Annotated in this window: 24 protein-coding genes; 7 read left to right on the forward strand and 17 right to left on the reverse strand. The window is 71.0% G+C overall.

All coding sequences use genetic code 11. The features are described from left to right. Positions 1–12: 12 nt before the first annotated feature. From P5G46_RS03835 to P5G46_RS03875, 9 genes are all read right to left on the reverse strand, one after another. Positions 13–834 carry a hypothetical protein gene (locus P5G46_RS03835; protein ID WP_375095732.1) on the reverse strand — a complete coding sequence of 274 codons (822 nt, stop codon included), beginning with the start codon at positions 832–834 and terminating at the stop codon, positions 13–15. Then, entirely contained in the window at positions 831–1496 is a 666-nt protein-coding gene (locus P5G46_RS03840; RefSeq protein ID WP_408905008.1) for a LuxR C-terminal-related transcriptional regulator, read from the reverse strand. Before P5G46_RS03840 ends, P5G46_RS03835 begins: the two co-directional genes overlap by 4 nt. Continuing rightward, the gene (locus tag P5G46_RS03845; RefSeq protein WP_408905009.1) at positions 1484–2791 is read right to left on the reverse strand and encodes a sensor histidine kinase; all 1308 of its coding nucleotides are present in this window, start codon (positions 2789–2791) and stop codon (positions 1484–1486) included. The genes P5G46_RS03840 and P5G46_RS03845 overlap by 13 nt, the downstream gene beginning before the upstream one ends. Positions 2792–2868: 77 nt before the next feature. After that, the gene (locus P5G46_RS03850) at positions 2869–3981 is read right to left on the reverse strand and encodes a substrate-binding domain-containing protein (protein WP_408905010.1); all 1113 of its coding nucleotides are present in this window, start codon (positions 3979–3981) and stop codon (positions 2869–2871) included. 73 nt (positions 3982–4054) lie between these two features. Continuing rightward, entirely contained in the window at positions 4055–5320 is a 1266-nt protein-coding gene (gene mmsB / locus P5G46_RS03855) for a multiple monosaccharide ABC transporter permease (RefSeq protein WP_239278717.1), read from the reverse strand. Next, complete coding sequence (gene mmsA, locus P5G46_RS03860; RefSeq protein WP_239278793.1) at positions 5307–6833, reverse strand: multiple monosaccharide ABC transporter ATP-binding protein; 1527 nt, start codon at positions 6831–6833, stop codon at positions 5307–5309. Before mmsA ends, mmsB begins: the two co-directional genes overlap by 14 nt. 139 nt (positions 6834–6972) lie before the next feature. Next, positions 6973–8076: a multiple monosaccharide ABC transporter substrate-binding protein gene (chvE, locus tag P5G46_RS03865; protein WP_239278782.1), complete on the reverse strand. Its 1104-nt coding sequence runs from the start codon at positions 8074–8076 to the stop codon at positions 6973–6975. A 313-nt stretch (positions 8077–8389) separates the two neighbouring features. Next, entirely contained in the window at positions 8390–9424 is a 1035-nt protein-coding gene (locus tag P5G46_RS03870) for a LacI family DNA-binding transcriptional regulator (protein ID WP_239278700.1), read from the reverse strand. Between the two features lie 194 nt (positions 9425–9618). Then, positions 9619–10941: a M20/M25/M40 family metallo-hydrolase gene (locus P5G46_RS03875; protein ID WP_239277067.1), complete on the reverse strand. Its 1323-nt coding sequence runs from the start codon at positions 10939–10941 to the stop codon at positions 9619–9621. An 86-nt stretch (positions 10942–11027) separates the two neighbouring features. Here P5G46_RS03875 and P5G46_RS03880 point away from each other — a divergent pair, with 86 nt between their 5' ends. Both P5G46_RS03880 and P5G46_RS03885 read left to right on the forward strand, forming a co-directional pair. Further along, positions 11028–12011 (forward strand): Gfo/Idh/MocA family protein, encoded by a 984-nt coding sequence (locus P5G46_RS03880; protein ID WP_408905011.1) that lies wholly within the window; start codon positions 11028–11030, stop codon positions 12009–12011. A gap of 42 nt (positions 12012–12053) precedes the next feature. After that, positions 12054–12917, forward strand: coding sequence for an NYN domain-containing protein (locus P5G46_RS03885; protein ID WP_408905012.1), 864 nt, complete (start codon positions 12054–12056; stop codon positions 12915–12917). Between the two features lie 39 nt (positions 12918–12956). Here P5G46_RS03885 and P5G46_RS03890 read toward each other — a convergent pair whose 3' ends face one another. Both P5G46_RS03890 and P5G46_RS03895 read right to left on the reverse strand, forming a co-directional pair. Next, the gene (locus P5G46_RS03890; RefSeq protein ID WP_408905013.1) at positions 12957–13583 is read right to left on the reverse strand and encodes a hypothetical protein; all 627 of its coding nucleotides are present in this window, start codon (positions 13581–13583) and stop codon (positions 12957–12959) included. A gap of 4 nt (positions 13584–13587) precedes the next feature. Further along, complete coding sequence (locus P5G46_RS03895; protein WP_408905279.1) at positions 13588–15135, reverse strand: ATP-dependent DNA ligase; 1548 nt, start codon at positions 15133–15135, stop codon at positions 13588–13590. Positions 15136–15363: 228 nt separating this feature from the next. Between P5G46_RS03895 and P5G46_RS03900 the strand changes: the two genes are divergently transcribed. After that, positions 15364–17019, forward strand: a complete 1656-nt coding sequence (locus tag P5G46_RS03900; protein ID WP_408905014.1) for a RecQ family ATP-dependent DNA helicase — start codon at positions 15364–15366, stop codon at positions 17017–17019. Between the two features lie 39 nt (positions 17020–17058). On the opposite strand, the gene P5G46_RS03905 is transcribed toward P5G46_RS03900, so the two are convergent. Then, on the reverse strand, positions 17059–17463 hold the full coding sequence (locus P5G46_RS03905) for a DoxX family protein (protein WP_408905015.1): 405 nt from the start codon (positions 17461–17463) through the stop codon (positions 17059–17061). A gap of 4 nt (positions 17464–17467) precedes the next feature. Further along, the gene (locus P5G46_RS03910; protein ID WP_408905016.1) at positions 17468–18688 is read right to left on the reverse strand and encodes a DUF418 domain-containing protein; all 1221 of its coding nucleotides are present in this window, start codon (positions 18686–18688) and stop codon (positions 17468–17470) included. Between the two features lie 22 nt (positions 18689–18710). Between P5G46_RS03910 and P5G46_RS03915 the strand changes: the two genes are divergently transcribed. After that, positions 18711–19322 (forward strand): TetR/AcrR family transcriptional regulator, encoded by a 612-nt coding sequence (locus P5G46_RS03915; RefSeq protein WP_239277074.1) that lies wholly within the window; start codon positions 18711–18713, stop codon positions 19320–19322. Positions 19323–19396: 74 nt separating this feature from the next. On the opposite strand, the gene P5G46_RS03920 is transcribed toward P5G46_RS03915, so the two are convergent. The 4 genes from P5G46_RS03920 to P5G46_RS03935 form a co-directional block, all read right to left on the reverse strand. After that, positions 19397–20173 (reverse strand): LLM class flavin-dependent oxidoreductase, encoded by a 777-nt coding sequence (locus P5G46_RS03920; protein WP_408905017.1) that lies wholly within the window; start codon positions 20171–20173, stop codon positions 19397–19399. Then, the gene (locus tag P5G46_RS03925; RefSeq protein WP_408905018.1) at positions 20170–21051 is read right to left on the reverse strand and encodes an LLM class flavin-dependent oxidoreductase; all 882 of its coding nucleotides are present in this window, start codon (positions 21049–21051) and stop codon (positions 20170–20172) included. Before P5G46_RS03925 ends, P5G46_RS03920 begins: the two co-directional genes overlap by 4 nt. A 195-nt stretch (positions 21052–21246) precedes the next feature. Beyond that, positions 21247–23775: an ATP-dependent Clp protease ATP-binding subunit gene (locus P5G46_RS03930; protein ID WP_408905019.1), complete on the reverse strand. Its 2529-nt coding sequence runs from the start codon at positions 23773–23775 to the stop codon at positions 21247–21249. A gap of 100 nt (positions 23776–23875) precedes the next feature. Continuing rightward, the gene (locus tag P5G46_RS03935) at positions 23876–24715 is read right to left on the reverse strand and encodes a hypothetical protein (RefSeq protein ID WP_408905020.1); all 840 of its coding nucleotides are present in this window, start codon (positions 24713–24715) and stop codon (positions 23876–23878) included. 59 nt (positions 24716–24774) lie between these two features. On the opposite strand from P5G46_RS03935, the gene P5G46_RS03940 reads away from it, so the two are divergent. The 3 genes from P5G46_RS03940 to P5G46_RS03950 are packed head-to-tail and all read left to right on the forward strand — an operon-like array spanning position 24775 to position 26856. Next, entirely contained in the window at positions 24775–25539 is a 765-nt protein-coding gene (locus P5G46_RS03940; protein ID WP_408905021.1) for an EI24 domain-containing protein, read from the forward strand. Positions 25540–25563: 24 nt separating this feature from the next. Beyond that, complete coding sequence (locus P5G46_RS03945; protein ID WP_166671746.1) at positions 25564–25713, forward strand: hypothetical protein; 150 nt, start codon at positions 25564–25566, stop codon at positions 25711–25713. 42 nt (positions 25714–25755) lie between these two features. Continuing rightward, complete coding sequence (locus P5G46_RS03950) at positions 25756–26856, forward strand: class I SAM-dependent methyltransferase (RefSeq protein ID WP_408905022.1); 1101 nt, start codon at positions 25756–25758, stop codon at positions 26854–26856. Position 26857: the final 1 nt, after the last annotated feature.

Consider the following 26857-nt stretch of genomic DNA (forward strand, 5'->3'; position numbering starts at 1 on the left):
GAGTCGCCAGTTTCAGGTGGCGCGGAGCGTCACCGAGCCCATCACCGCCTGCACCTCGACGCGGGGCGTCGCGCTGGGTGAGGTCCGCAGGGTGCTGTCGACCGACCCGGGGCCCTCGCTGGTGAAGCGGTAGGTGTCGTCGGGGAGACCGATGTCGGCCGACCCCGCGGTCACCTCGATGCTCGTGCGCGTCGGCGCCTCCCCGGTGAGCGTCGCCGTGAGCTCGCCACCGGCGACGTCGAACGTCGCCTCCACGGCGCCGTCGACGTCGGCTGACACCGAGCCGCCCGCGACGGTCAGGGCGAGAGCGTTCACGCCGCCCGAGACGTTCGCGCTGCCCCCGGACACCTCCACGTCGACGTCACCGAAGTCGCCGTCGAGGTCGAAGCTCCCCCCGGCGATCCGAGCATCGACGCTGACGGCATCCCCTTCCAGTGCGCGGGGAAGCGTGAGGGTCGCACCCTTCTCGCTCCCCCAGTCCGCGAAAGAGCGACGCGGTGTGGCCACGTACAGCGTGTCACCCCGGAGTTCGAGTCGCCACGCGCCGGCTCCGTCGCCGTCCAATTCCGCCTGGGGCACGTCGTCGTAGACGACGGTGAGCGCTCCCCCCGTCACATCGATGTCGACACTCTCCACCCCGCTCGTGTCCGTCAGCTGGACCGGTGGCCCCGCGTCGGCGCTGCGGGCGTTCCGGACCGCCGAGAGGCCGCTGCTGGCGAGTGTGCCCAGGATGATGCATCCGCCGACGACGATCGTGATGATCGAGACCGCGAACGTTCCCGTCGAGCGGTGCGGCGCGGCCTGAGTCCGGTCGGGAGGGGTCTGAACGGTCATGAGGATGCTCCGGTGGTGTCGTGGCCCAGGTGGACGAGTGCGGCGATGACGCGGCGATTGCCCGTCTCGTCCTGCTCGAGGCCGAGCTTGGTGAAGATCGCGGTGATGTGTTTTTCCACGCTGGCCGGCGAGACGAAAAGCGCCTGCGCGATCGCCTGGTTGGACCGCCCCTCGGCGATGAGAGCGAGGACCGCGCGCTCACGCTCCGTCAGCGACTGCAAACGATCGTCGCGGCGGCGTCGAGCGAGGAGCTGCCCGACGACCTCGGGATCGAGGACGGTCGCGCCCTCGGCGATTCGTGCGACGGCGTCGAGGAAGTCCCGCACGTCGGCGACCCGGTCCTTCAGGAGGTAGCCGAGCGAGCCCTGTCCGTCCGCGATGAGGTCGCTCGCGTAGCGCTCCTCGACGTACTGCGAGAGCACGAGGACCGCGAGCCTCGGATGCCGCGCCCGCAGGGTGATCGCCGCCCGGATGCCCTCGTCGGTCCAGGACGGGGGCAGGCGCACGTCGAGGACGCACAGGTCCGGGGTGGTGTCGGCCACCGCGGCTTCCAGTCCCGACGCGTCGGGCAGCGCGGCGACGACCTCGTGCCCGTCGTCGGCGAGCAGTCGCACGAGGCCCTCGCGCAGGAGGACGGAGTCCTCGCAGATCAGGATGCGCACGGGACCGTCACCTCCACCGACGTCGGTCCGCCCTGCGGAGAGTCGATGCGGACGGTTCCCCCCGCCGCCGTGACGCGGTTCACGATGCCGTCCAGTCCGCCGCCGGGGACGACGCGCGCGCCTCCCAGACCGTCGTCCTCGACGCGCGCCCAGAGCGATCCGTCGTCCCGGACCCGGACGTCGACACGACAGGATCCTGCCCGCGAGTGCTTGGCGGCATTGGTCAGCGCCTCCGCGATGGAGAAGTACACCGCCGCCTCCGCGGGTCGACTGCATCTGCGCGGCAGCCGCACGTCGAGGGTGACGGGGATGTGCGACCTCGACGCGAGCGCCGAGAGCGCGGCATCCAGGCCCCGATCCTCGAGCACCGAGGCATGGATGCCACGGGCCAGCTGGCGGAGCTCGGTGATCGCCGACTTCGTCGACGCGTGGGCTTCGGCGACGAGGGCCTTGGCGGCTTCGGGGTCGTCGTCGATCTTCGTCTGAGCCAGTCCCAGGGTCATCCCGATCGAGACCAACCGCGGCTGGACGCCGTCGTGCAGATCGCGCTCGATGCGGGTCCGCTCCACTTCCGCGGCGCGGACGGCGCCGGCGCGGCGGGTGTCGGACGTGCGCGCCTGCTCCTCGAGCTGCGCTTCACGGGACGGCACCAGGATGGCTCGCGCCAGGACGCCCTGAAGCAGGCCCAGTCCGATCACCGCGCCCGTGGCGACGACGACGATGAGCGCGCCGACGAGGGGAGCACCGACCCCGTCGAGAGCGACGAGTCCGAACAGCCGGGTGTCCCCCCACCCGAAGAGGGGGTCGACGAGGAGAACGAGCCCCCACGACACCGACCCGATCAGCATGAGGGTCACGAGCCCCAGCACCGTGGAGACGGTGAAGGACGCCACCGCGCGCCACTGCCGCGGGTCGATCGCCTGCAGCCAGATCGTGTGCAGCACACCGACGAAGCCGGGTTTCGGGCTGCGGCGCACCTGGAGAGCCGGCAGGTCGAAGCCGTAGAGACCGTCGAGGCGCGCCTGTTCGAACCACGCGACGCCGAACAGGGCGTACACGAGGCCCGCGAGCAGGACGGCCCCGATCAGGAGGGCGAACAGCAGACCCACCCCCGCGCCGAACAGGCCGAAGAGGGCACCGAAGACGGCCGGCCCCACGACGCCGAGCGCGGCGAGCTGGGCGATCGCGCCGGCCACCCGGCCGGGCCCGGAGATGCGTACGCCGGGTCGCGAGACCGCTCCCGGGGGCGCGGGCAGCGTCGATGGCGGAGGAGGGAGGACGGATGCCGTGGTCATGTGTTCCACGGTAGGACGCAGGCCTCGTCGGGACAGCCCGGGCAGCCCGCCGCTTCGTTCGGGTTATCCCGAAAGCGTCAGTCGGCCAGATCCTCGACGCGCACCCACGCGCTGTCGAGGAACACCGCCTGGACGGCGTTCCGTTCCACCGTGAGGGGCTGCGGTGCGGCGCTGTCCGGCGGCGGGTCACCCGCGAGAGCCTGCTCGACGGCGTCGGCGAGCGGCACCGCCCATTCGCGGGTGTCGACGAACACCGTCGCCGAGACGATCCCGTCGCGCAGCGCCCGCACGGTGGGCGCGTCGCCCCCGGATCCCACCACGACGGGCGGCACCCGGGGCGCGGGGGTGGTGTCCGGTTCAGCGGGCGCCGTCGGCTCCGGCGAGGCCGTGGGGCTCGGCGACGCGGTCTCTCGCGGGTCGGGCGTCGTCAGGGCCGCCACGACGCCGCGGGTGACGGTGTCTCCCAGAGCGAGGACGGCACCGACGGCCGCGTCGTCCGAGGGCGCGAGCACGGCGCGGGCGCGTTCCTCGGACGCGCTCTCGACCTCTGCCGGGGCGTCCGCCACGGCGGCGGACTGCGCGTCGGCCCCCGCGACGATCCGTACGGCTCCCGAGGCCTCGGCCGACTCCAGCACCTCGAGCGCGGCGGCGTGACGGGTCGTCGCATCCGGGTCGTCGCGGGATCCGGCGAACACCGCGACGTCCGTGGGCTCCGGCGCATCCGCGATCGCGTCGAGGAGCGCCTGGGCTTGAGCACGGCCCAGCGCGGCGGGGTCCACGGCCTCCACGGCGCCCGCCCCGTCGAGGTCGCGTCCGGCGGCGATCAGCGGCACCCCGGCATCGACGGCCGCCGTACGGGCACGGGCGAGCGTGTCCGTCGACAGCGGCACGAGGACGATGGCATCCTCACCCTTGGTGAGCATGTTCTGCGCCTGCGCAAACTGGGTGCGGCCGTCGCCCGCGGCGTACTGCAGGTCGACACGGTAGCCCCGGGCACGCAGTTCCTCGCCGAGCGCGTCGCCGAGCCGTTCCCACGAGCGGTCGTCGACGGCGGGCAGGCTCACACCGATCACGCCCTCCCCGTCATTCGTGCCGGTGGTCCGCGCGGTGGTGGCGGAGCACCCGGAGAGCACGAACGCGGCGACGAGAGCGACCGCGCCGAGAGCGCGCGGGATCGAGCGGGGGGTCACCCGTTCCATCCTGCCCCAGACACGACGGATGCCCCGCCGCGCGAGGCGACGGGGCATCCGCAGAGAGACGGGATCAGCCGCGGCTGCGGTTCTTGTTCCACACGTCGAAAGCGACGGCGAGCAGGAGCACGAGACCCTTGATGAACTGCTGCACGTCCGTGGAGATACCCATGAGCGACATGCCGTTGTTGAGCACACCCATCACGAGACCACCGGCGATCGCACCGACCACGCGGCCGACACCACCCTGGACGGCGGCGCCACCGATGAACGAGGCGGCGATGGCATCCAGCTCGAACAGGTTTCCGGCGCCGGGACCGGCCGAGTTCAGACGGCCCGTGAACACGATGCCGGCGAGGGCCGCCAGCACACCCATGTTCACGAACAGCAGGAAGTCGACGCGGCGGGTGTTGATGCCCGACAGCTTCGCGGCGGTGCGGTTGCCACCGATCGCGTAGATGTGGCGGCCGAAGACGCTGCGGCTCATGACCGTCGAGTAGCCGATGATGAGGATCGCGAGGACCACGAGAACGATCGGCGTTCCGCGCGAACCGGGCGCGACACCCAGAAGGTACGTGAGGTACGCGATGAGGGCACCGCCGCCGATGATCTTGAAGAGGAACCACACGCGCGGCTCGTTCTGCAGCTCGAGCGCGGCACGCTTGGCGCGCTGACGCACCTGCGAGACGACGAACAGCACGAGGGTCAGAGCGCCGAGGGCGACGGTGATCCACTCCGCCGGCGAGCTCGAGGCCGGGAACAGGTCGGGGAAGAGGTACCCACCGCCGAGCTGACGGTACTCGGTCGGGAACGGCGTGATCTGGGTGTTGCCGAGGGTCATCTGGGTGAGACCACGGAACAGCAGCATGCCCGCGAGCGTCACGATGAACGCCGGAATGCCGACGTATGCCACCCAGAACCCCTGCCACATGCCGACCACCGCGCCCAGCACGAGGGAGAGCAGGATGCCGAGCCACCAGGGCATGCCCCACTGCACGATCAGCACACCGGAGACGGCGCCGACGAAGGCCGCCACCGAACCGACCGACAGGTCGATGTGTCCGGCGATGATGATCATCACCATGCCGATCGCGAGGATCAGGATGTAACTGTTCTGGACGATGATGTTCGAGACGTTGCCGGCGGTGAGCAGACGCCCGCCGGTGAGGGCCTGGAACAGCAGCACGATGACGATCAGCGCGATGAAGATGCCGATCTCGCGCAGGCGCGACGTGAAGAACTGGACGATGCCCACTCCCCCGTTGGCGGCGCCGCCGACCGGACCGCGCGGAGTCCCGCCCGGACCCGCTTGGGTCGCCGTGTTGTTAAGCGCTGACATGGTCGGCTTCCTTCTCCTTCGTCATGAGCACCATGAGGGCCTCGGGTGTGGCCTGCTCGATGGGCAGCTGGCCGGTGATGTGGCCTTCGCTGAGGGTGTAGATGCGGTCGCAAATGCCGAGCAGCTCGGGAAGCTCCGACGAGATCACGAGCACCCCCTTGCCCTGCGCCGCGAGGGAATTGATGATCGTGTAGATCTCGTACTTGGCACCGACGTCGATGCCCCGCGTGGGCTCGTCGAGGATCAGCACCTCGGGGTCGGAGTACAGCCACTGCGACAGCACGACCTTCTGCTGGTTGCCGCCCGAGAGCTTGCCGACCACGACGTCGACCGTCGGCGCCTTGATGTTCATCGATTTGCGATACCGGTTGGCGACGAGATACTCCTCGTCACCGTCGACCCACCCGCCCTTGGCGAGCTTGCGCATCCCGGCGAGCGAGATGTTGCGCTTGATGGTGTCGATGAGGTTGAGCCCGGCACCCTTGCGGTCCTCGGTGACGTACGCGAGACCGCTGCGGATCGCCGCGGGAACCGACGAGGTGTCGGCCTTCTGGCCGCGGATGTAGACGTTTCCGGAGATGCGCGAACCGAAGCTCTTGCCGAACACGCTCATGGCCAGTTCCGTGCGTCCCGCCCCCATGAGACCGGCGATGCCCACGACCTCGCCGGCGCGCACGTTGAGGTTCGCCTCGTGGATGACGACGCGGCTTCCGTCGGTGGGGTGGTGCACCGTCCAGTCCTCGATGCGCAGCACCTCCTCGCCGATCTCGACATCGCGGTCGGGGTAGCGGTTCTCCAGCTCGCGCCCGACCATCCCGCGGATGATCCGGTCCTCGCTCGTGCCGCCGGTGGCCACGTCGAGCGTCTCGATCGTGCGCCCGTCACGGATGATCGTGACCTCATCGGCGATCGCGCGGATCTCGTTGAGCTTGTGACTGATGATGATCGACGTGATCCCCTGGCCCTTCAGGTGGCGGATCAGGTCGAGCAGGTGCTCGGAGTCGTCGTCGTTCAAAGCGGCGGTGGGCTCGTCGAGGATGAGGAGCTTGACGTCCTTCGACAAGGCCTTGGCGATCTCGACGAGCTGCTGCTTGCCGACGCCGATCTCGTTCACCGGCACGTCGGGGCTGTCGCCGAGGCCGACACGGGCGAGGAGCTTGGATGCCTCGCGGTTGGTGGCATCCCAGTCGATCAGGCCGCGGTGGGTGATCTCGTTGCCGAGGAAGATGTTCTCGGCGATGGACAGATAGGGGCTGAGGGCCAGCTCCTGGTGGATGATGACGATGCCGGCCGCTTCGCTGTCGCGGATGTCCTTGAACTCGACGGTGTTGCCGTCGAAGACGATCTCACCGCGGTAGTCGCCCGCGGGATACACACCGCTGAGCACCTTCATGAGGGTCGACTTGCCGGCACCGTTCTCGCCGCAGATGGCGTGAACCGTTCCGCGCTCGACGGTCAGCGACACGTCGGCGAGCGCGATGACGCCGGGGAACTCCTTGGTGATCGAGCGCATCTCGAGGATGGTGCTCACGAGGTCCTCCTTGCAGGACCGGCTTTCCGCCGGTGGGGATGAGGGAACAGGGGCCTCCGCCGCGACCGGCGTGCGGTCGCGGCGGAGGCGGTGCGGGAGGGCCGGGGCCCTCCCGCGGGGATCACTTCAGGTCGTCGGCGCTGTAGTAGCCGCTGTCGACGAGGACCTGCTCGTAGTTGTCCTTCGTGACGATCGTCGACTCGAGGAGGTACGAGGGGACGACCTTCTCGCCGTTGTCGTACGTCTCGGTGTCGTTGACCTCGACCTCTTCACCCTTGCGGATGTCGTCGACCATGGTCACGGCCTGCTTCGCCAGCTCGCGCGTGTCCTTGAAGATCGTCGAGTACTGCTCGCCCGCGATGATCGACTTGATCGAGCCGACCTCGGCATCCTGACCGGTGATGACCGGCAGCGCGTTGGCCGCGTAGCCGCCCGAGGTCAGGGCCGAGATGATGCCGATCGACAGGCCGTCGTAGGGCGAGAGCACGCCGTCGAGCTTGGTGTCGCCGATGACGGTGAGGATGTTCTCCATGCGCTCCTGCGCCGTCTCGGGCAGCCAGCGGAGGATGGCGGCCTGACCGAACTCCGTCTGACCCGACGGAACGGTGATGACACCCGAGTCCATGTAGGGCTTGAGGGTCTCCATGGCGCCGTTCCAGAAGAACGTCGCGTTGTTGTCGTCGGGGCTACCGGCGAACAGCTCGACGTTGAACGGGCCGGTCGCACCGGTCTCGTTGCCGTCGGCGTCGAGGATGCCGAGGCCCGTGAGCAGCGACGTGGCCTGCTGCACGCCGACCTGGAAGTTGTCGAACGTCGTGTAGTAGTCGACGTTCTCGGTGCCGTTGATGAGGCGGTCGTACGCGATCACGGGGATCTCGGCGTCGGCGGCCTGCTGGAGCACGTCGGTGAGGGTGGTGCCGTCGATGGAGGCGATGATCAGGGCCTTGGCGCCCGACGTGATCATGTTCTCGATCTGCGAGACCTGGGTGGGGATGTCGTCGTTGGCGTACTGCAGGTCGACCTGGTAGCCGAGCTCCTCGAGCTGCGACTTGACGTTGTTGCCGTCGGCGATCCACCGCTCCGACTGCTGCGTCGGCATGGCGACGCCGATGATGCCGCCGGCCTCACCCTCGTCTCCGCTGCCGCCGCCGGTGCGGTCGCCCGCGCAGCCCGCGAGACCGATGCCGAGCGCGAGGACGCCCGCTCCCGCGACCGCCTTGAGCATGCTGTGCTTCTTCACTCTGGTTCCCTTCGTTGGGTTCGATGACACGGCTTCTCCGCGTGGAGTGCGCCGCTGCAGCGCGGACGGCACGCCCACACGCATCCGGCGGGGCGAAACGAGGCCGATCGGGCGAAGCGGGAAACGCATCGTTCGAAACGTCTTCGTCTCGACGGAGTCGCTCCGCAGCGAGTCCCGTCGGCGTGGTGTGGCGGTGATGTGACCGTTCACATTGTGTGTGTGATGGTACCTCGCACCTCGCCGCCGCTGTCAAGTCCCGCTGCGTTCGGCGACCAGCCGTTGCCAAACCGTGACGTGATCAGCGGCGGGGCGGCGCGGTCGACGAGCGCACGATCAGGCGGAGATGGTCCGGCTCCGGCATCGTCTCGCCGTCGTGCGATACGCCCAGGTCAGCGAGCAGATCCCACACCGCCCGCCGCCCGATTCCGGCGAAGTCCTGGCGCACCGTGGTCAGCGGCGGCCAGAGGTGCGCCGCTTCGGGGACGTCGTCGAATCCCACGACCGACACGTCCTCCGGCACCGACCGCCCGATCGCGCGTACCGCGTGCATGAAGCCCAGGGCCATGTGGTCGTTGCCGGCAAAGACGGCGGTCGCATCCTCCGTGCGCAGCAGTTCCACACCCGCCTCGAAGCCGAACTGCGCGGTCCAGTCGCCGAGCACCGGTGGGCGTGGCGTGAGGTCCTGCGCATCCATCTCCGCCAGATAGCCGCGCATCCGATGATCGGCCTCGATCCAGTCGCGCGGACCCGCGATGTGCAGGATGCGGGAGTGCCCGAGCTCGACGAGGTGGCGGACGGCGGCGCGTGCCCCCGCGACCTGGTCGTTGACGACCGCGGCCGATGCGGCCGGTCCCGTGGACGAGACGATGCGGACCGGAACCGGCAGTTTCATCTCGTCGAGGATGGGCACGACGCGCGTCTGGGGGGCGACCGCGATCAGCCCCTCGATGGACTGCTGCATGAGGTGGTCGATCGAGGCTCGCACGTCGTCGGGGGCGCTCGTGCCGAGGTTCGTGAGGGTCAGCCGGTACCCCGCAGAGCGGGCCGCCGATTCCACCGCCTGCACCATCGCCGAGACCCCGTGGGTCGTCGTGCGCGGCCCCAGGACGCCGATGAGTCGCGTGCGGCTGGTGGCGAGGGCCCGAGCGGCCTGATTCGGCACGAACTTCAGCTCGGCGATGGCGTCACGCACCCGCGCCGCCGTCTCCGGTCGCAGCTGCGGGCTGTTGTTGATCACGCGCGAGACCGTCTGGTAGGACACACCGGCCAGGCGGGCCACGTCGCGGATGCTGGGCGCTTTGCCCACGGCATCCGGGATGTCGGTCTCGCTCATCGCTCTCGCCTCTTTGCGTCGCCGGCCGCACGTGACCGGTCACACGAGGATAGCCGACCCGCCCCTCCCCGCGCCGCCTCCCCCGGGCGCCGCTGCGCAGCCCCTCTCCCCCGAGGCTCCATCGGGCCGACAACCGCGGCGCGCACTGGGCATGTCCCGTCAGCGCGATGACGTCCCGCGGGAAGGACGGGGGCTCAGGATGCCAGCAGCTCGCGGTAGAAGCGGATGCCCCGCAGCCACACCTCGACGCGGATCCGCTCATCGGGAGCGTGCAGCGCGTCACGCTCTTCCCGCGTGAGGTGGAACGGGGTGAAGCGGTAGACGTGGGGAGTGAGATCGGTGTAGAACCGGCTGTCGCTCGCGCCGAGCTGCAGGTACGGCAGGGTCACCACATCGTCTCCGAGCGTCTCCGCGACCGCGGTCGCCAGGCGTCGCCACGCCTGTCCCTGCCACGGCGACACCGGCGAAGGATCGCCCCCGTGACGCAGCTCGATGTCGATCAGCGGATCCGCCACCGCGCGGCGCAGGTGGATCGCGGCATCCGAGACGGTGTCACCGGTGAGCAGGCGCACGTTGACCGTGGCACGCGCCGTCGTGGCCAGGACGTTGTCGCCGGCGGAGCCTTCGAGACGCGTGACGACCGCGGTCGTCCGGACGAGGGCGTTCGTCTCGGGCCCGAGGGCCGCGAAGGCCGCCGTGAGCGCAGGGGCCGTGACCTTGGCGCGCCGAAACACCGTTCGCAGTGGCTCGGCGGCGTGGGGGGCGGCCGACGCCAGCATCGCCCGCACCGGTGCCGCGAGTCGACGCGGGAACGGGCGCCGCCGGAGGCGGTCGATCGCCCGCGCGAGGCGCGCCGTCGCGGGGAACCGCGGCGGGGTGGACGCGTGACCGCCGGCCTCGCGGGCGATCAGGTCGAACGTCGCGGTTCCCCGCTCGGCGACGCCGACCATGGCGGTGGGTGCCGCGACCCCCGGCAGTGCGCCTTCGACGACGGCGCCGCCCTCGTCCAGAACGAGGGCGGGACGCACCCCCCGCTCTGCGAGAACGCGCGCCATCGCCCGCGCGCCCGTTCCGAGGGTCTCCTCGTCGTGCCCGAACGCCAGCCACACGTCCGTGGACGGGACGACGCCCTCGGCGAGCGCCTGCTCGACGGCCTCCAGGATGGCCACGAGAGCGCCCTTGTCATCGATCGCGCCGCGGGCGTAGAGCGTCGCCTGGGCACCCTCACCCTCGACGACGGCGGCGAACGGGTCGCGCGTCCAGACCTGCCCCTCGGTGTCGACCACGTCCTGGTGGGCCAGGAGCACGAGCGGATCCGTCGGTGACGCGCCCTTCCACCGGTAGAGCAGCGAATGGCCAGCGACGACGTCGCGCTCGAGATGCGTGTGCACGAGGGGATACAGCCGCGACAGCGCGGCATGGAACTCCTCGAACCGTGCCATGTCGGTGCGGGACGTGTCGATGTGAGACACGGTCGGAATGGCCAGCAGCTCACGGAAGCGCTCGACGGGCGTCATGACGCGAGCCTACGCGGACGGCATCCGTGCTTCGCGGAGCGTCCGCCGGAGGGCCGACACCGCCCCCACGCCGATACGGTGGACCCATGACCGGACTGCACTGGGGCATCCTCGCCACCGGCGGCATCGCGCACGCCTTCACCTCCGACCTCCGCACCGCGGGCCTCGACGTCACCGCCGTCGGCTCCCGCTCCATCGAGAGCGCCCGCGCGTTCGCCGAGCAGTACGACATCCCGCACGCCCACGGGTCGTACGAAGAGCTCGTGTCCGATCCCGAGGTCGACATCGTCTACATCGCGACCCCTCACCCGGGACACGTCGAGAACGCGCTGCTCGCCCTCGATCACGGCAAGCACGTGCTGGTCGAGAAGCCCTTCACGCTCAACGCCGACGAGGCCGCCGTCATCCGTGACCGCGCCGCCCTGAAGGGCCTGCTGGCGATGGAGGCGATGTGGACGCGCTACCTCCCCCACATGGTGCGGATCCGCGAGATCCTGTCGAAGGGGACGCTCGGCGAGATCCGGGTCGTCTCGGCCGATCACACGCAGAAGATCTCCACCGACCCCGGGCACCGCTTGAACGCCCTCGAGCTCGGCGGTGGCGCCCTGCTGGACCTGGGCATCTACCCGATCTCGTTCGCCGTCGATGTGCTCGGGGTCCCCGAACGCATCACCGCGTTCGCACGACTGTCGGACGCCGGCAGCGACGCCGAGGTCGCGACGGTGTTCGTCCACCCCGGCGGCGCGCTGTCGACGACGGTTTCGTCGTCGCGCGGGGCGGGCGCCAACGTGGCGCAGATCGTCGGCACCGAAGCCCGCCTCGAGATCGACCGGGTCTGGTACACCCCCACGACGTTCCGCGTCGTGACTCCCGACGGGTCGGTGCGCGAGGAGTTCGACGGCGCGGTCGAGGGACGCGGGATGCAGTACCAGGCCCTCGCCGCGGAACGCCTCGTGGCAGCCGGCGCCACGTCGAGCGACATCCTCTCGATCGACGACACCGTCGCCATCATGGGCGTCTTGGACGAGGTGCGCCGGCAGATCGGCGTGGTCTACCCCTCGGAGCACTGAGCGGGGTATCCGCCGAACCCGTCTCCGGGGGAGACTGGGGGCATGCCGGATTCCCAAAGCGCTCGCGTCGCCGTCTACCTCGACTTCGACAACATCGTCATGTCCTGGTACGACCGGGTCCACGGCCGCAACGCCTATTCACGGGATCGGCAGAAGATCGCCGAGAACCCCATCGAGCCCGAGATCACGGAGCGGCTGACGAAGGCGACGATCGACGTGGGCGCGATCATCGACTACGCGGCGTCCTTCGGCACGCTCGTGCTCACCCGCGCCTACGCGGACTGGTCGGCCCCCGTCAACGCGGAATACCGATCGCAGCTGGTGGCTCGAGCGGTCGATCTCGTGCAACTGTTCCCGGCGGCGGCCTACGCCAAGAACGGTGCGGACATCCGGCTCGCGGTGGATGCCGTCGAGGACATGTTCCGCCTCCCCGACCTCTCGCACGTGGTCATCGTCGCGGGTGACAGCGACTACGTGCCGCTCGCGCAGCGCTGCAAACGGCTCGGCCGCTATGTCGTCGGCGTCGGCGTCGCCGGCTCGACGGCGAAGTCGCTTGCCTCGGCGTGCGACCGTTTCGACAACTACGATGCGCTCCCCGGCATCCCGAAGCTCGCCGACACGAAGAAGGATGCCGCGCCCTCGCGGCCCCGCGCCCGCAAGCGCTCGCAGGACCCGTCGGTGAACCTGCTCGAACGCGCGATGCAGCTCGAGGGAGAACGCGCCGACGGGGAATGGCTGCACGCCTCGGCCGTGAAAGACCTGATGAAGCGATTGGATCCCTCGTTCAGCGAGAAATCGCTCGGGTTCCGTAGCTTCTCCGACTTCCTGAAGGCCCAGACCGACCAGGTCGAGGTCGACGAGAACTCGCACATCGTCCAGGTGCGCGCCGTTGCCCGCGCGGGGTGACGCGGCGGCGCCATGAGCGCTTAACCGGTGTGCGGGGGCTCAGCGGCGCTCGGCGCCCGGAGCGACGTGGGCGAGCACGCTGCCCCATACGGCAGTCAGCGTCACCTGCCCGTTGATGGTGTCCAGTTCTTCGGCATCGATGACGTCGACACGGGCGCGAGCGATGCGTCCGGCGTACCACTCCGCGTCGCGCACGGTCGCTGGCCCCTCGCCGCCGACGACGATCAGCGTGTCAGCGGTGACCTCGTCGAGCAGGGGGGTGTGCAGATCGCGACTCAACGGGTCGGATGGGCTTTCGACGCCGACAATCGCGAGACGGTCGACCGTGCCGCCCATGGCCGCCGCCAGATGAATCGCGATGGGCCCCGCCGACCTCTCGCCGACCAGCCCGACACGCGTGCCCGGGGCCTCGCGCGCCAGGAGGTCTTCCAGCGCCCCGACCGTGAGACCCGCGGGTGTCTGACCGCCGAAGGCCGGGGGGTTCTCCAGCTCGGGAGCGTCCAACCCGATCGCGACGATACGAACGTCGAAGCCCGACGTGACACGGACGTCCGGATCGATGGTCGAGATGTCGCCGGTACGGAGCACGACCACCGCACGCGGCGCCCCGGGAGTTCCGAAGCTGCGGTACTCGAGTTCTCCGTCCAACCAGGGCGCACGACTCATCGGGTCATCCTTCCTCGGGGTGCGCGCCCGCGCCGGGGAGCAGCGCGCGCAGGGTGTCGATGGTGTCAGCCTCGGCCGCCGACTTGTCGGGCCGATAGGCCTTGACGCGAGCGAAGCGCAGCGCAACGCCGCCGGGATACCGCGACGATCGTTGAACACCATCGATGGCGATCTCGACGACGGTGTCGGGCACGACGCGGATGCCGCCGGCCACGGCCCCCGTCTCGCGCTCGGCGAAGTGCGCCGTCTGCCACCGGAGGAGGTCATCGGTCAGGCCCTTGAACGTCTTGCCCACCATCACGAACCGGTCCGCCTCACCGAAGGCCCCCCGAGCATCGCGTGCCCCGAGATGGAGGTTCGACAGCCACTCGGATCGGCGACCCGAACCGCGTTCGACGGCCAGCACGACGAGGTCGAACGTGTGGACCGGCTTGACCTTGAGCCAGCTCTTGCCGCGGCGGCCCGCCGTGTAGAGGGAATCGATGCCCTTGACCATGACTCCCTCGTGACCGGCGCGCAGCGCCGCCCGCGAGAACTCGTCCGCCTCGGCGGAGTCACCGGTCACGATCGAGGGGATGCGCAGGGCGGGAGCGATCCGCTCGAGTTCGGCCCGGCGAACGGACAGGGGCTCGTCGATGAGGTCGCGCCCGTCGACGTGGAGCACATCGAAGAACCACGGGTGCAGCGCGATCTCGCGCGCCGTCTCGGCGCCGAAGCGGGCCATGGTCTCTTGGAACGGCCGTGGCGCACCGTCCTCGTCGAGCGACAGCGTCTCACCGTCGAGGATCGCGTCGGTGACCGGCAGCGCGCGGGCCACCTCGACGATCTCGGGCACGCGGTGCGTCACGTCGGCGAGCGTGCGAGTGAACACCCGTACGTCGTCACCGTGACGGTGCACCTGCACACGCGCCCCGTCGAGCTTGTACTCCACGGAGGCGCGCCCCGCGATGGTCAGCCCCTCGCCGACCGAGGTGGCGGTCGATGCGAGCATGGGCTGCACGCCGCGGCCCACCACGAGACCGACCGAGGCGAGATCGTCGACCGAGCCGGTCAGCGCGATCGCGGCCGTCTCCCGGAGGTCGCCCGACAGCATCGCGGCACGGCGGACGAGGGTTCCTTCGCGATCCCCGGCCCGCGCGATGGCGTCGAGAAGCACCCCCTCGAGCGCGCCGGTACGCAGCTCGCCCGTCACGATGCGCACGAGCAGATGCCACTCGGCGGCGGTGGCGCGGGCGGCCAGCTCGTCCAGCACCGCCTCCCGCACCGCCGTCGACCCGCTCCCGGAGATCGTCGACAGTCGCTCGAAGGCGGCGTCCACCTCGGCGACCGTGAGAGTCGCGACCGCGGCGTGATCCGCGGCCCTCGCCGCCAGGGTTCGCCAGCCGACACCGAGCCGTCCCTGGCGCGGCGCCGCCGCGAGGAACCCCACCGCCGGCACGATCTCGTCGGGGGCCAGACGAGCGAGGACGTCGGCGAGCGCGTCGACCTTGGCGAGGCGCGAGCGCGTGGCAGCCACTGTCTCGAGCGCGACCTGGACATCACCGAACAGCATGTCGGCATCCTGGCATCCCCCTCCGACATCGCCCGTCGGCTTGCGCTCCCCCGCTCGGGATGCCACGGCCCGCCGGCACGATCCCGAACGAGGCAGGGCGGGTCGATGTCGCGCGCGGGTGCGCAGCGTCTCGGTCGCCGTTGATCACACGCCGCCGCTGTTCGCAACCCCCGAATGCGCGCGGCGCACGTGAAGTGTGCTGGATGCCTCTCCCCGGAATGAGGTCCCGTGAACGCTCCCGCCACCGCCGAACAGTCCGCCCGCACCGCCCGCGAGGCCTTCGGATGGGACGCGTTGCTCCCCGGCCAGGCCGAGGCCATCGACGCGATCGTGTCCGGGCGCGACACGCTCGTGGTGTTCCCGACGGGAGCGGGGAAGTCCGCGGTGTACCAGATCGCCGGGTGCGAGCTGGGTGGGGTCACGGTGGTGATCTCGCCCCTGCTGGCCCTGCAGCGAGACCAGATCGCGTCGATCGACGCGGCGCCCGATGCGCCCGCGGCCGTCGCGCTGAACTCCCGGACCGGCGCGCGCGGCCGCACCGCCGCGTGGGCCGCGATCGAGGGTGGCGAGCCGGTGTACGCGTTTCTCGCGCCCGAGCAGTTGGCCAACCCCGAGATCCTCGATCGGCTCTCCGCGGCCGACGTACGACTGGTGGTCGTGGACGAAGCCCACTGCGTGTCGGCCTGGGGCTTCGACTTCCGTCCCGAGTACGCGCGGATCGGCGACGCCGTCAACGCTCTCGGACGCCCGCCGGTCCTGGCCCTGACGGCGACCGCATCCGGCCCCGTCCGCGACGAGATCGTCGCGAGCCTGGGCATGCGCGATCCCCACCTCGAGGTACGCGGCATGGACCGCCCCGAGATCCACCTGGCCGTCCGCCGACACGAGCACGATGCGGACAAGCAGCGCGCGGTCCTCGACGACGTCTCGGATGCCGACGGCCCGACGCTGCTGTACGTCGCCACACGCAAAGAGACCGACGCCTACGCCGCCGAACTCGGTGAGCGCGGCCGTCGCGCCGCGGCGTACCACGGGGGCATGGCGCAGAAGAAGCGCGACGCGGTGCACGCCGCGTGGAGCGCGGGCGAGCTCGATGTCGTCGTGGCGACCTCGGCGTTCGGCATGGGAGTCGACAAAGCCGACGTCCGGCGGGTGGTGCACGCCGACGTCACCGAGTCGCTCGACGCGTACGCGCAGGAGATCGGCCGAGCCGCTCGCGACGGGCAGCCCGCGCAGGCGGTGCTGCACTACCGTGCGGAAGACTTCTCGCTCCGCTCGTTCTTCGCGGGCGGACGCAGCAAACGGGCCGACATCGCGGGAGTGTGGGACGCGCTCCAGCGCGGCGACGGCCCGCTGCGGGCCAAGGACATCGCCGCAACGAGCGGCCGATCGACCCGAGCGATCGGGCGCGTGCTGACCCAGCTCGTCACGTGCGGACTCGCTGTGTCGGGCCCCGACGGCGTTTCACCCGCATCGAAGGCGTCGGCGGGAGACGCGGTGGCCGCGGTGCGCGAGCGCGACGAGGCCGAGGAAAGGATTCGTGCCTCACGCATCGAGATCATGCGCGGCTACTCCGAAACCGTCCGCTGCCGACGTCGCGCGCTGCTGGAGTACTTCGGCGTCGATGCGCCCGAACATTGCGGCAGCTGCGATCGATGCGACGCGTCGGCGGCGGAACCCGTGACCGCCGACGCGGCCGTCACGACCGCCGCGGGCGAAGGCATCCGGATCGACGCCGTCGTCGAGCATCACGAGTGGGGCACCGGAACGGTCATGGCCGTCGAGAGCGATCGCCTCACGGTCTTCTTCCCCGACCACGGCTACAAGGTGCTGGCCCGCGCGGCGTTCGAGCGCGGCATCCTCGAGCTCGCCGACGCCGCCTGACATCGAGGAGCCGAAGGCGCCGGTCGCGGCCCTCGCCAGTCACTCGCGCGTGGACCACCATGCCCACGCCACGAGCGGCGCCTGCAAAAAGAGCCGGACCAAGCGCGCGCGGTCTGTGCTCAGCCCCGGCGCGGATCGGCCGGTGCGCCACTGGTGCACGTTCCCGGGGAAGACGGCGATGAAGAACGCCGTGATGGCGGCGCCGATCCGACGGCGCTCCCGCGGGAACGCGACGAGCCCGACCCCCAGCACCACTTCGACGGCACCGGATGCCACGACGATGGCGTCCTTGTCGGTCCGCAGCACACGCGTCGCCCAGTCCGGGACGACGATGCGGTACCCGCGACGACCCCACGTCAGATGGCTGACCCCGGCGGCGACCAGCAGCAGCGCCAGGACGCCGCGGGCGAGCGAACGGATGGGGCGACCTCGGCGGCGTGGCATCCGGTCAGTCTGCCATCTGCCCCGCGGGGCCGGGCGTCGCGGGGGCGGTGTCACGCCGATCTCGGGAGCCGACGCCCGCGGCCACGTGCCACAGCCACTCGACCGGCCCGCGGGCGAACTTCCTCAGCCACACGTGCGCGAGCACGGCGACGACGATCGTGATCGCGATGAACGCGCCGACCGTGACCGGCACGCGCCACGCCGCGGCGGAGGTGGCGAGCCCGAGCCCCCACCCGTAGAACAGAGCTCCGCCCAGCAGGTTCTGCAGGATGTAGGCGCTCAGCGCGACCCGACCGATCTCACTCGCACGTCGAGCGACCCACCCGCCGGTTCCCCATTGCAGGCACAGGTGACTGACGAGCCCCAGGATGCCGAGTGCGACCACGGGTGCGACGACGTACCGTTCCACCAGCACGGCGGCAGAAGAGTCCATCAGTGCGAGGACGAGGTCGATGGGTGCGGCCACCGCCCCCGCGATCATCAACCGTGCCCGCAGCCGGCTCCCCTGCGCGGTGAACACCCCGGCGCGCCAGAGCGCCGCTCCCGCGAGGAACATGGCCAGAGACAGAACGGCGATCAGCACGGGCTCGGCGCGGAAGATCTCGAGGTTCTGCAGGCGGAAGACCGCCAGCCCGAGGAAGGACTCGGTCGCGTACGGGCTCGGACCGCTCGGGAGGGCGGACGGCGCGTTCGCGCCGGGCACGGCGACCAGCAGGACGACGACCGCCGTCATGACCGTGACGTGGATGACGGCGAAAACCACGATCATCGCTCGCTGCGCGCGGGAACTCGTGAGGAGGAGGACCGACACCACCGCGGCCGTCACGGCGTAACCCATGAGGACATCGAACTCGGCGATGAGGATGTAGTTGATCACGCCGTCGAGGAAGAGCAGGGCAGCGCGCCACAGATACCGTCCGGGCCACGGGCGGGCGCGGCGCTGCGCCGCTCGATGCTGGATCACCAAGCCGACACCGAAAGTGAGCGACAGCAGGGCGAGGAACTTCCCCTGCGCGAGCGACATGAGAACGAGCTGCGTCGTCGCAGCGGCCGGCGATTCTCCCGGCAGCACCGGATCGGTGAGCATCCCGAGGAGCCCCCACGGGTGCGAGAACACCCAGATGTTGGTGGCGAGGGTCCCGATGATCGCCACGCCCCGCACGACATCGAGCGTCGCGAGCCGCGTTGAAGCGGCATCTGCGGGCAATACATTCGTATTGGTCATGCGAAGACCGTAGCCTAAGGCCGTGACCTCCCGCTCATCCGCAGCACCGGCCGGCCCGCACGGCGGGCGCGAGGCCATCGCCGAAGCCGTGCTCGAGGTGCTGGTGAACGGGGGCGCGGACGCACTGACGGTGCGCAAGATCGCCACCGCCGCCGGAGTGTCCGTCGGCGCCGTTCAGCACCACTTCCCGACGCGTGCGAGCCTCATCACCGCCGCCATGCACACCGTGACGATGCACTTCCGCACGCGGCTCCGCGCCGCGCTGACCGGCGCGGCGACGGCCGAGGAGCGTGTGCGGGTCTTCTGCGACGAGCTCGCCGCCCTCGGCGACGAAGGACGCCGGGACGCGGTGGTGTGGGCGGCGTTCGCCTCCCGCGCGGCGACAGACCCCGAAGTGAGACTCCTGCACCAGCGCGAATGGGCTCGAACCGAGGAAGGCCTGCGGACGCTTCTCACGGAGGCGTATCCCCGCGCGGACATCTCCGCCGACGACGCCGCGCTCGTGCTCGCTGCGCTCGACGGGATCGCCGTCGCCCGGGGAGCCGAGGGCGACGCGCGGATGACCGCCGAGCGCGGCAGGAGACTCGTCCGCGCCGTTCTGGCTCCGCTCGCTGCGCGTGGGGGCAAACTCTGAACCGACGGTCGGAGCCCGTCGGCACCCGTTCGTGAACCGCCCGACCCGCGCCCACGCCCCTCGCTAGAGCGACGTCACAGCGGGGTCGGGCCCGTCCGTCGCACGAAATCGAGGTACGCCGAGACGCTGTCGTCCGGGACGATGGCCCGCAGGACGACCTCGTCGACGGCAGCCGTGTACGCCTCAAGCGCACCTCCGAGCTTGGTGACGTCGCGGATCGTCGTGTCGGCGGCATCCACCCCCATCCGGGCGAAGTTGGCCGCGTAATTCGGGAACGACGCGTACCGCGCGGTCTCGGCGTCGAGCCGCTCACGCGCCGCATCGACGATCGCCGTGCGCACGTAGACCGCGACGTGGCTGGTCGCGCTGTGCGCCCGCGCCTCCTCAGCCTGCACGGACGCCTCGGCCGGCGGCACCCAGTTCAGCAGCACGCCCTCGGCACGCTCGGCTCCGAGCCGGCGCATTCTCGGCCCGAGCGCCCCGACGAGGACGCGCGGAAGGCCCGCGTCGTGCAGCACCGCGATCGCCTCACCCACGCGCGCGAGCGCCCCCTCTTTCGCGACGCCGGAACCGATCCCGATGGTCAGCCGGTCGAGCGGGAGAGCGAGGGATGCCACCTCGGCGGCGATCCGAGAAGGGGGACGGCGGTCGACGGGAACGACACCGGTCGCCAGCCGCAGCGTCGTGGTCACGCGCGCCGCGGCCGCGAGCGCGGCGAGCGCATCGCCGTCGGGCGTGTCGTTGATCCAGAGCGTATGGAAGCCCGCCGCTTCGACGGAGGGGGCGATCCGGGCAACGGCGTCAGGACCGAGCGAACCGGCGAAACCGATGGAGACGACTCCGCGGCTCACGACACCCCTCCGGCAGCGGGCAGGGCGACGGCGACTTGGCCCACCGCCGCGAAGAACACGGAGAGATCGACGTCGTCGGTGGGTAGGAGCACCACGTCGTCGACGCCGGCCGCCTGGAAGCGCGCGACACCCTCGCCGACCTCTCCCACGGAGCCCGCGAGTGCGCGATCGGCCGCATCCGGGTAGTCGCTCAGCGCGGCGGCAACCCGGTCGGAGGCGCTCGGACCGAACGCGGTGAGGACGTAGGCCACGACATCGGGGCGGCCCTCGCGTGCGGCTTCGGCCCAGCCCGCGCGCACGGTGTCGACGGCGACGCGGATCTCGTTGACGGTGTGTCGGCTGTCGAGAATGACGCCGTCGGCGACCTCGCCCGCGAGCTGCAGCGTGCGGGGTCCTTCGGCGGCTGCGTACACTCGCGGCGCGGTCGCCGGGGGCCAGTCGAGCGACACGTCGCGCAGCCGCACATACCGCCCCTCGGTGGTCACGGCCTCGCCCGCCAGAAGCGCGCGCAACGCGGGCACCTGCTCGCGCATCAGGGTGAGCGGCGAAGCCGCCTTCGCCCCCACCTGCCGCATCCAGTCCTGCACGCCGTGCCCGAAGCCGGGGAGCAGCCGCCCCGGGAACATCCGCTCGATCGTGGCGACCTCCATCGCCGACGCAGCCACGTTGCGCAGCGGGAAGGGCGAGATGCCGACGCCGACGCGCAAGTGGTCGGTCGCCGCGAGAGCACCCGCCGCCGCCGCCCACGCGGACGACCGGAAGCAGTCCTCCCACAGCCACAGCTCGGGCACCCCCTCGCCCTCTGCAACCCGCGCGGCCTCGCGCAATTCCTCGGGCGGGTGCGGGTAGGGGCTGAAGATCGTGCCGATACGACTCATGCCCCTACTCTGCCGTGCCCCACCGACATCGCGGCGAGACAGACACGGCATCCATCACAACTCCTGCAGACCCGGCGCCCGACCCGTCGAACGGCTTCAGATGGAGCGGCCCTCGCAGGAGTTGTGCGCGGCCGAGGGCACGCCCCACATGACAAAGGCCCCCGGAACCCGAAGGTTCCGAGGGCCTCACGAGCGTTACGCGGCGAGCGCGGTCGCCGCGGCGCGGACGACGAACCCGGATGCCGTGGCATCCACCGTCACCGCTCCCCCGTCGGTCAACTCCCCGGCGACGAACAGGTCGGCGATGCGATCGTCGATCTCGCGCTGGATGACACGGCGCAGCGGGCGCGCGCCGTACTCGGGCTCGTACCCGACCTCTGCGAGGCGGTCGATGGCGGCATCCGTCACCTCGAGCGTGACCTCCCGCGCGGCGAGGCGCCGGGACGTCCGCTCCAGCAGCAGCCGGACGATGTCGCGCAGCTGCTCCTTCTCGAGCTTGCGGAACATCACGATGTCGTCGATGCGGTTGAGGAACTCGGGTCGCATCGCCTCGCGGAGCTTGCCCATGACGCGGTCGCGCAGGTCGGCGTCGTCGAACTCCCGGCCGGTCGTGGTGAACCCGATGGCTCCGGAACGGGATGCCAGGTACTCGCTGCCGAGGTTCGACGTCATCACGATGACGGCGTTGCGGAAGTCGACCGTACGCCCCTGACCGTCGGTCAGGCGCCCGTCGTCGAGCACCTGCAGCAGCAGCGTGAAGACATCCGGGTGAGCCTTCTCGATCTCGTCGAACAGCACGACCGAGTAGGGGTTCCGGCGCACGCGCTCGGTGAGCTGGCCGGCCTCGTCGTAGCCGACGTATCCCGGAGGGGCACCGATGAGGCGCGACACGGTGTGCCGCTCGCCGAACTCGCTCATGTCGAAGCGGATCACGGCGGCGTCGTCGTCGAACAGCGATCCCGCGAGGGCCTTGGCGAGCTCCGTCTTGCCGACACCGGTGGGGCCGAGGAACAGGAACGACCCGACCGGCCGGTGCTCGTCGCCGAGACCGGTGCGGTTGCGGCGCACGGCCTTCGCGACCGCGGTGACCGCGGCATCCTGTCCGATGACCCGCGCGTGCAGGTCGTCCTCGAGGTGCGCCAGCCGTCCGCGCTCGGTAGCGGTCAGCCGAGACACGGGGATGCCGGTGGCTCGACTGATCACGGCGGCGATCTCGGGCTCGTCGACCACCGCGTCAGGGCGCGGGGCGGACGTCGCGGATGCCAGCTGCTCCTGCACCGCCGTGATCTCGTCGCGGATGCGCGAGGCCTCCTCGTAGTGCTCGGCCGAGACCGCCGCGTTCTTGTCGGCTTCGAGCGTCGCCAGGCTCTCCACGAGGGCGGACACGTCGACCTTGGCACCCAGACGCAGTCGCAAGCGGGCGCCAGCCTGGTCGATGAGGTCGATCGCCTTGTCGGGCAGGACGCGGTCCGGCAGGTACCGGTCGCCGAGCTCCACCGCGGCGCGCAGGGCGTCGTCGGTGTAGGTCACGGCGTGGTGCTCCTCGTAGGCCGAACGCAGACCCCGCAGGATCTCGACGGCGTCCGTGATCGACGGCTCGCCGACGCGCACGGGCTGCAGGCGCCGCTCGAGGGCGGGGTCCTTCTCGATCGTGCGGTACTCCTTGAGCGTCGTGGCACCGATGAGGTGCAGCTCACCGCGGGCCAGGCGCGGCTTCAGGATGTTCCCGGCATCCATCGCCCCTTCGCCTCCGGCTCCGGCGCCGACGATCGTGTGGACTTCGTCGATGAAGACGACGAGCTTTCCGGACTGTGCGGCGATCTCGTCCATCGTCTGGGTGAGGCGCTCCTCGAAGTCGCCGCGGTAGCGGGCTCCGGAGAGCATCGCGGCCAGGTCGATCGAGACGACGCGCGTCTCGCGCAGCTGCTCGGGCACGCTGCCGTCGACGATCGCGCGGGCCAGGCCCTCGACGACGGCGGTCTTGCCGACGCCCGCCTCGCCGATGAGCACGGGATTGTTCTTCGTGCGGCGGCTGAGGATCTCGATGGTCTGCTCGATCTCGTCGGCGCGGCCGATGACCGGGTCGAGGCGCCCCTCGCGGGCGAGAGCGGTCAGGTCGGTGCCGAAACGATCGAGGTTCGGGGTGGGGGATGCCGCCTCCTCCTGCGCCGCGGTCTGCTCGGCGCCGACGACGGTCTCGCGCACACCCTGCGTCAGGGCCTCGGCGGTGACACCGGCCTGGGCCAGGATCTGCCCCGCGGGGGCGTCCTGCGCGAGGACGAGGGCGAAGAACAGGTGGTCGGGGTCGACGTAGGTGGATCCCGCTGCACGGGCGACCTGGAAAGCGTGGAACAGCGCGCGCTGGACCGATCCCGCCACGACGGCACCGTCGACGTCGGCGGCGGGACCGGCGGCCGGCAGACGGCTCTCGGCGGCGCGGGCGATCGCGGCGGGGTCGGCGCCCAGGCGCGCGACGGCGTCACGCGCGGGCGCCTTACCGACGAGCACGTGCAGGACGTGCAGCGCGTCGAGCTCGCGCTGGCCGCGGCCCAGGGCGTAACGGCCGGCCTCCTGCAGGGCTTCCTGCGTGCGGGCGCTCAGGAACCTGCTGAGGTCGATCGAACGCTCGGCGCGTGCCCGCTCTCCCGCGAGGTAGCGCGCGAGGAACTCGTCGAACGACTGGGCGCCGTTGTCCCCGGCGCCGGGGGTGACATCTTCAGGCAATTCCGTCTCCTGTGATACGTGAGTGGAGTCGACTCAAGTTTGCGACTTGAGTGGCTGCGTATCAAGTTCAACGGTGAGGCTCCGAGGATATTCCCGGCGATCAGGTCCCAGCGCGAAGACGCGGATCCGGCTCGTCCCACAGCTCCACGGTCTGCAGCACCCAGAACACCGCGAACAGCACGAGCGCCACCGCCTCACCGAGGAACACCCACGGCACCGGGACGGTCGTATCCGCTCCCAGCGCAGCGGCGACCAGCGTCGCCCCGAGCCCGGCCAGGGCGAACAGGATGCCGACGGCCACCGCGGCGTAGGCGGGGCGGAATCGCTGCGGCGCGCGCTGCGGTCGCCACGCGGCGAGCGCCGCGACGGCCCCGATGAGCAGGAAGAACGCCACCGCCGCCGCGTTGTGCGCGAGAGCGAGGAAGGCATCGGGAGCGACGAGAGCCCACAGGAGGAAGCCCGTCGCGACCACCCCGACGGAGCCGGCGGTCAGAAGGACTCCGCGCGACAGAGTGCCCTGCACCCGCGCGAGCACGAGCGCCGCGAGCACACCGACGTACACGACGGATGCCACCGCGATCCCGTTGTTCACCACCGTCGGGACCACCGCGGACGGCACGCACCGCCCGGCCGGACCGCAGACCTCGCTCTCGACGGTGGTGGGCACCACCGCCACCGCGAGCGCCAGCACCGCAGCGACATCGAGCAGCCCTTGCTCGATGCTGCGGCCGGACAGGGCGAGGAACGCGGCTGCGACCACGAACAGCGCCGAGACGAATATCGGCCCTGCCGGCGTGTAGTACGCCGCGCTCAGTGACGCCGGCACTCCCCCGGTGACCGACTGCACGGCCACCGCGACGATGAGGAGCAGGGTCGCGGCGAGGATCGTCACCCGCACGTACCGGTAGGTGCGCTGCGTCGACGTGGTGCGGATGCGCATGCGCACATCTTGTCAGCGACCCCCGACGCGGCTGGGCGGCGCTCTGCGAGAATTCCCGAATGCACGAGTTTGTCCAGGGCGCCCGCATGCTGCTCCGCGGCCTCGGGCAGTGGCGTCGCTCCCCGGGCGCGATGGCCCTCGGCCTCATCCCCGGCTTGGTTGTGGGTCTGGTCTTCACGGCGGCACTCGTCGGGTGGGCGGTGTTGCTGACGAACGTGGTCGACGACTGGACTCCCTTCGCCGACGATTGGACGCCCCTCTGGGCCACCGTCGTACGCACGGCGATCGGCGTGGCCTCGTTCGGCGCGGTGGCCTTCCTGGCGATCGTGTCGTTCACCGCGGTCACCCTCACCGTCGGGGAACCGTTCTACGACCGCATCTGGCGGGCGACCGAGCGCACCGCGACCGGTCGGGTCCCCGACGCCGATTACGGCTTCTGGCGCGCGGCAGGAGACGCCGTCCGCCTCATCGCCCGCGGAGCAATGGCGGCGGTCGCGGCGTGGCTCGTGGGGCTGATCCCCTTCGTCGGCGGCATCCTGGGCTTCCTCGTGGGGCTCGTCCTCACGGGATGGCTGCTGGCCGACGAGCTCACCTCGCGCTCCCTCTCCGCCCGCGGGCTGGATCGTCGCGCGAGGCGCGCGGTCCTGCGCGGCAATCGCGCCCGAGCGCTGGGGTTCGGGGTCGCGACGCAGCTGTGCTTCCTCGTGCCGCTCGGGGCCGTGGCCGTGATGCCCGCCGCCGTGGCCGGGAGCACCCTGTGGACGCACGCCGCCCTGCGCGAGACGGCTCGGGCCGAGGACCGGCCCACCGATGCGGCACGATAACCTGAAGCGACCGAAGGGATCCCCATGTTCATCGTCTCGCTCATCCTGTTCGTCGGCGGCATGCTGCTGACCGGCCTGTCGTTCTCGCTCGCCGCGCCCGCGCTGTTCTTCGCCCTCGGCATCCTGCTGGTCGCGGCTTCGCTCGCGCTGCCCTTCCACTTCGGTACACGCTGATCCCCCTCACCGACGGCCCCGACCCCTGGGGAGCGTGATGGCGTGAACATCGCCCTCGACGATCTGAGCCGGTGGCCCGACATCGAGGGCCCGGACCTCGTCGCGGTGGATGCCGCGGACCGGTTGCTCCTAGACGAATCCGCCGGCGCCCGCGCCGCGCTCGCGGACGGCTCCCTCGTGGTCATCGACGACGCCTATGGCGCACTCACCCTCGGCTCGGCCGCGGCCGGCATGCGCGGCATCCGCGTCCACCAGGACGCCCTGTCCGGCGAACGCGCGCTCACCGCGAATGCCCTGCGGGCCGGCCTCGACACCACGTTCACGTCGCACGAACGGGATGCCGACCTCGTGCGCGACGCGCGCGTGATCCTGCTGCGTCTCCCCCGCGCCCTGCGCGCCCTCGACGACATCGCCGGACTCATCGCCGCGTACGCCCACCCCGACGTCGTGGTCTACGCCGGTGGACGGATCAAGCACATGACCCCCGCGATGAACGACGTCCTCCGCGGACGCTTCGCGCGCGTCGACGTCACCCACGCCCGCCAGAAGTCGCGTGTGCTCATCGCCCGCGGTCCCCACGACGGCGCCGACCCGCGACCCGAGGCGGCGACCGTCGACGGCCTGGAGGTACGCGCGTTCGGCGGAGTGTTCGCGGGTGCGTCGATCGACATCGGCACGCGGCTGCTCCTCGCCCACCTCCCCGAGCCCGCGGACGGCGCGATCGACTTCGCGTGCGGCACCGGGGTCGTGGCGGCGGCGTGGGCGACGCGGCATCCGTCCGTCCGTGTGGTCGCGACGGATCGGTCCGCGGTCGCGGTGGCGTCCGCCCGCGCGACGGCCGAGGCCAACGGGGTGGCCGATCGGGTCGAGGTCTTCCGCGACGATCTGCTGAGCTCGCGCCCGGATGCCAGCGCCTCCCTGATCGCTCTGAACCCGCCGTTCCACACGGCCGGCGCGATCACCGAGGGCATCGCGCCGCGCATGTTCGCCGACGCCGCGCGGGTGCTGCGGCCCGGGGGCGAGCTATGGACGGTGTGGAACTCGGCGCTGCAGTACCGACCCGCGCTCGAGCGCCAGGTGGGCCCGACGCGTCAGGTCGCGCGCGACCGAAAGTTCACCGTCACCGCGTCGACCCGGCGCTGAG

This window comes from Microbacterium mcarthurae (assembly GCF_046064585.1).
Classification (GTDB): domain Bacteria; phylum Actinomycetota; class Actinomycetes; order Actinomycetales; family Microbacteriaceae; genus Microbacterium; species Microbacterium mcarthurae.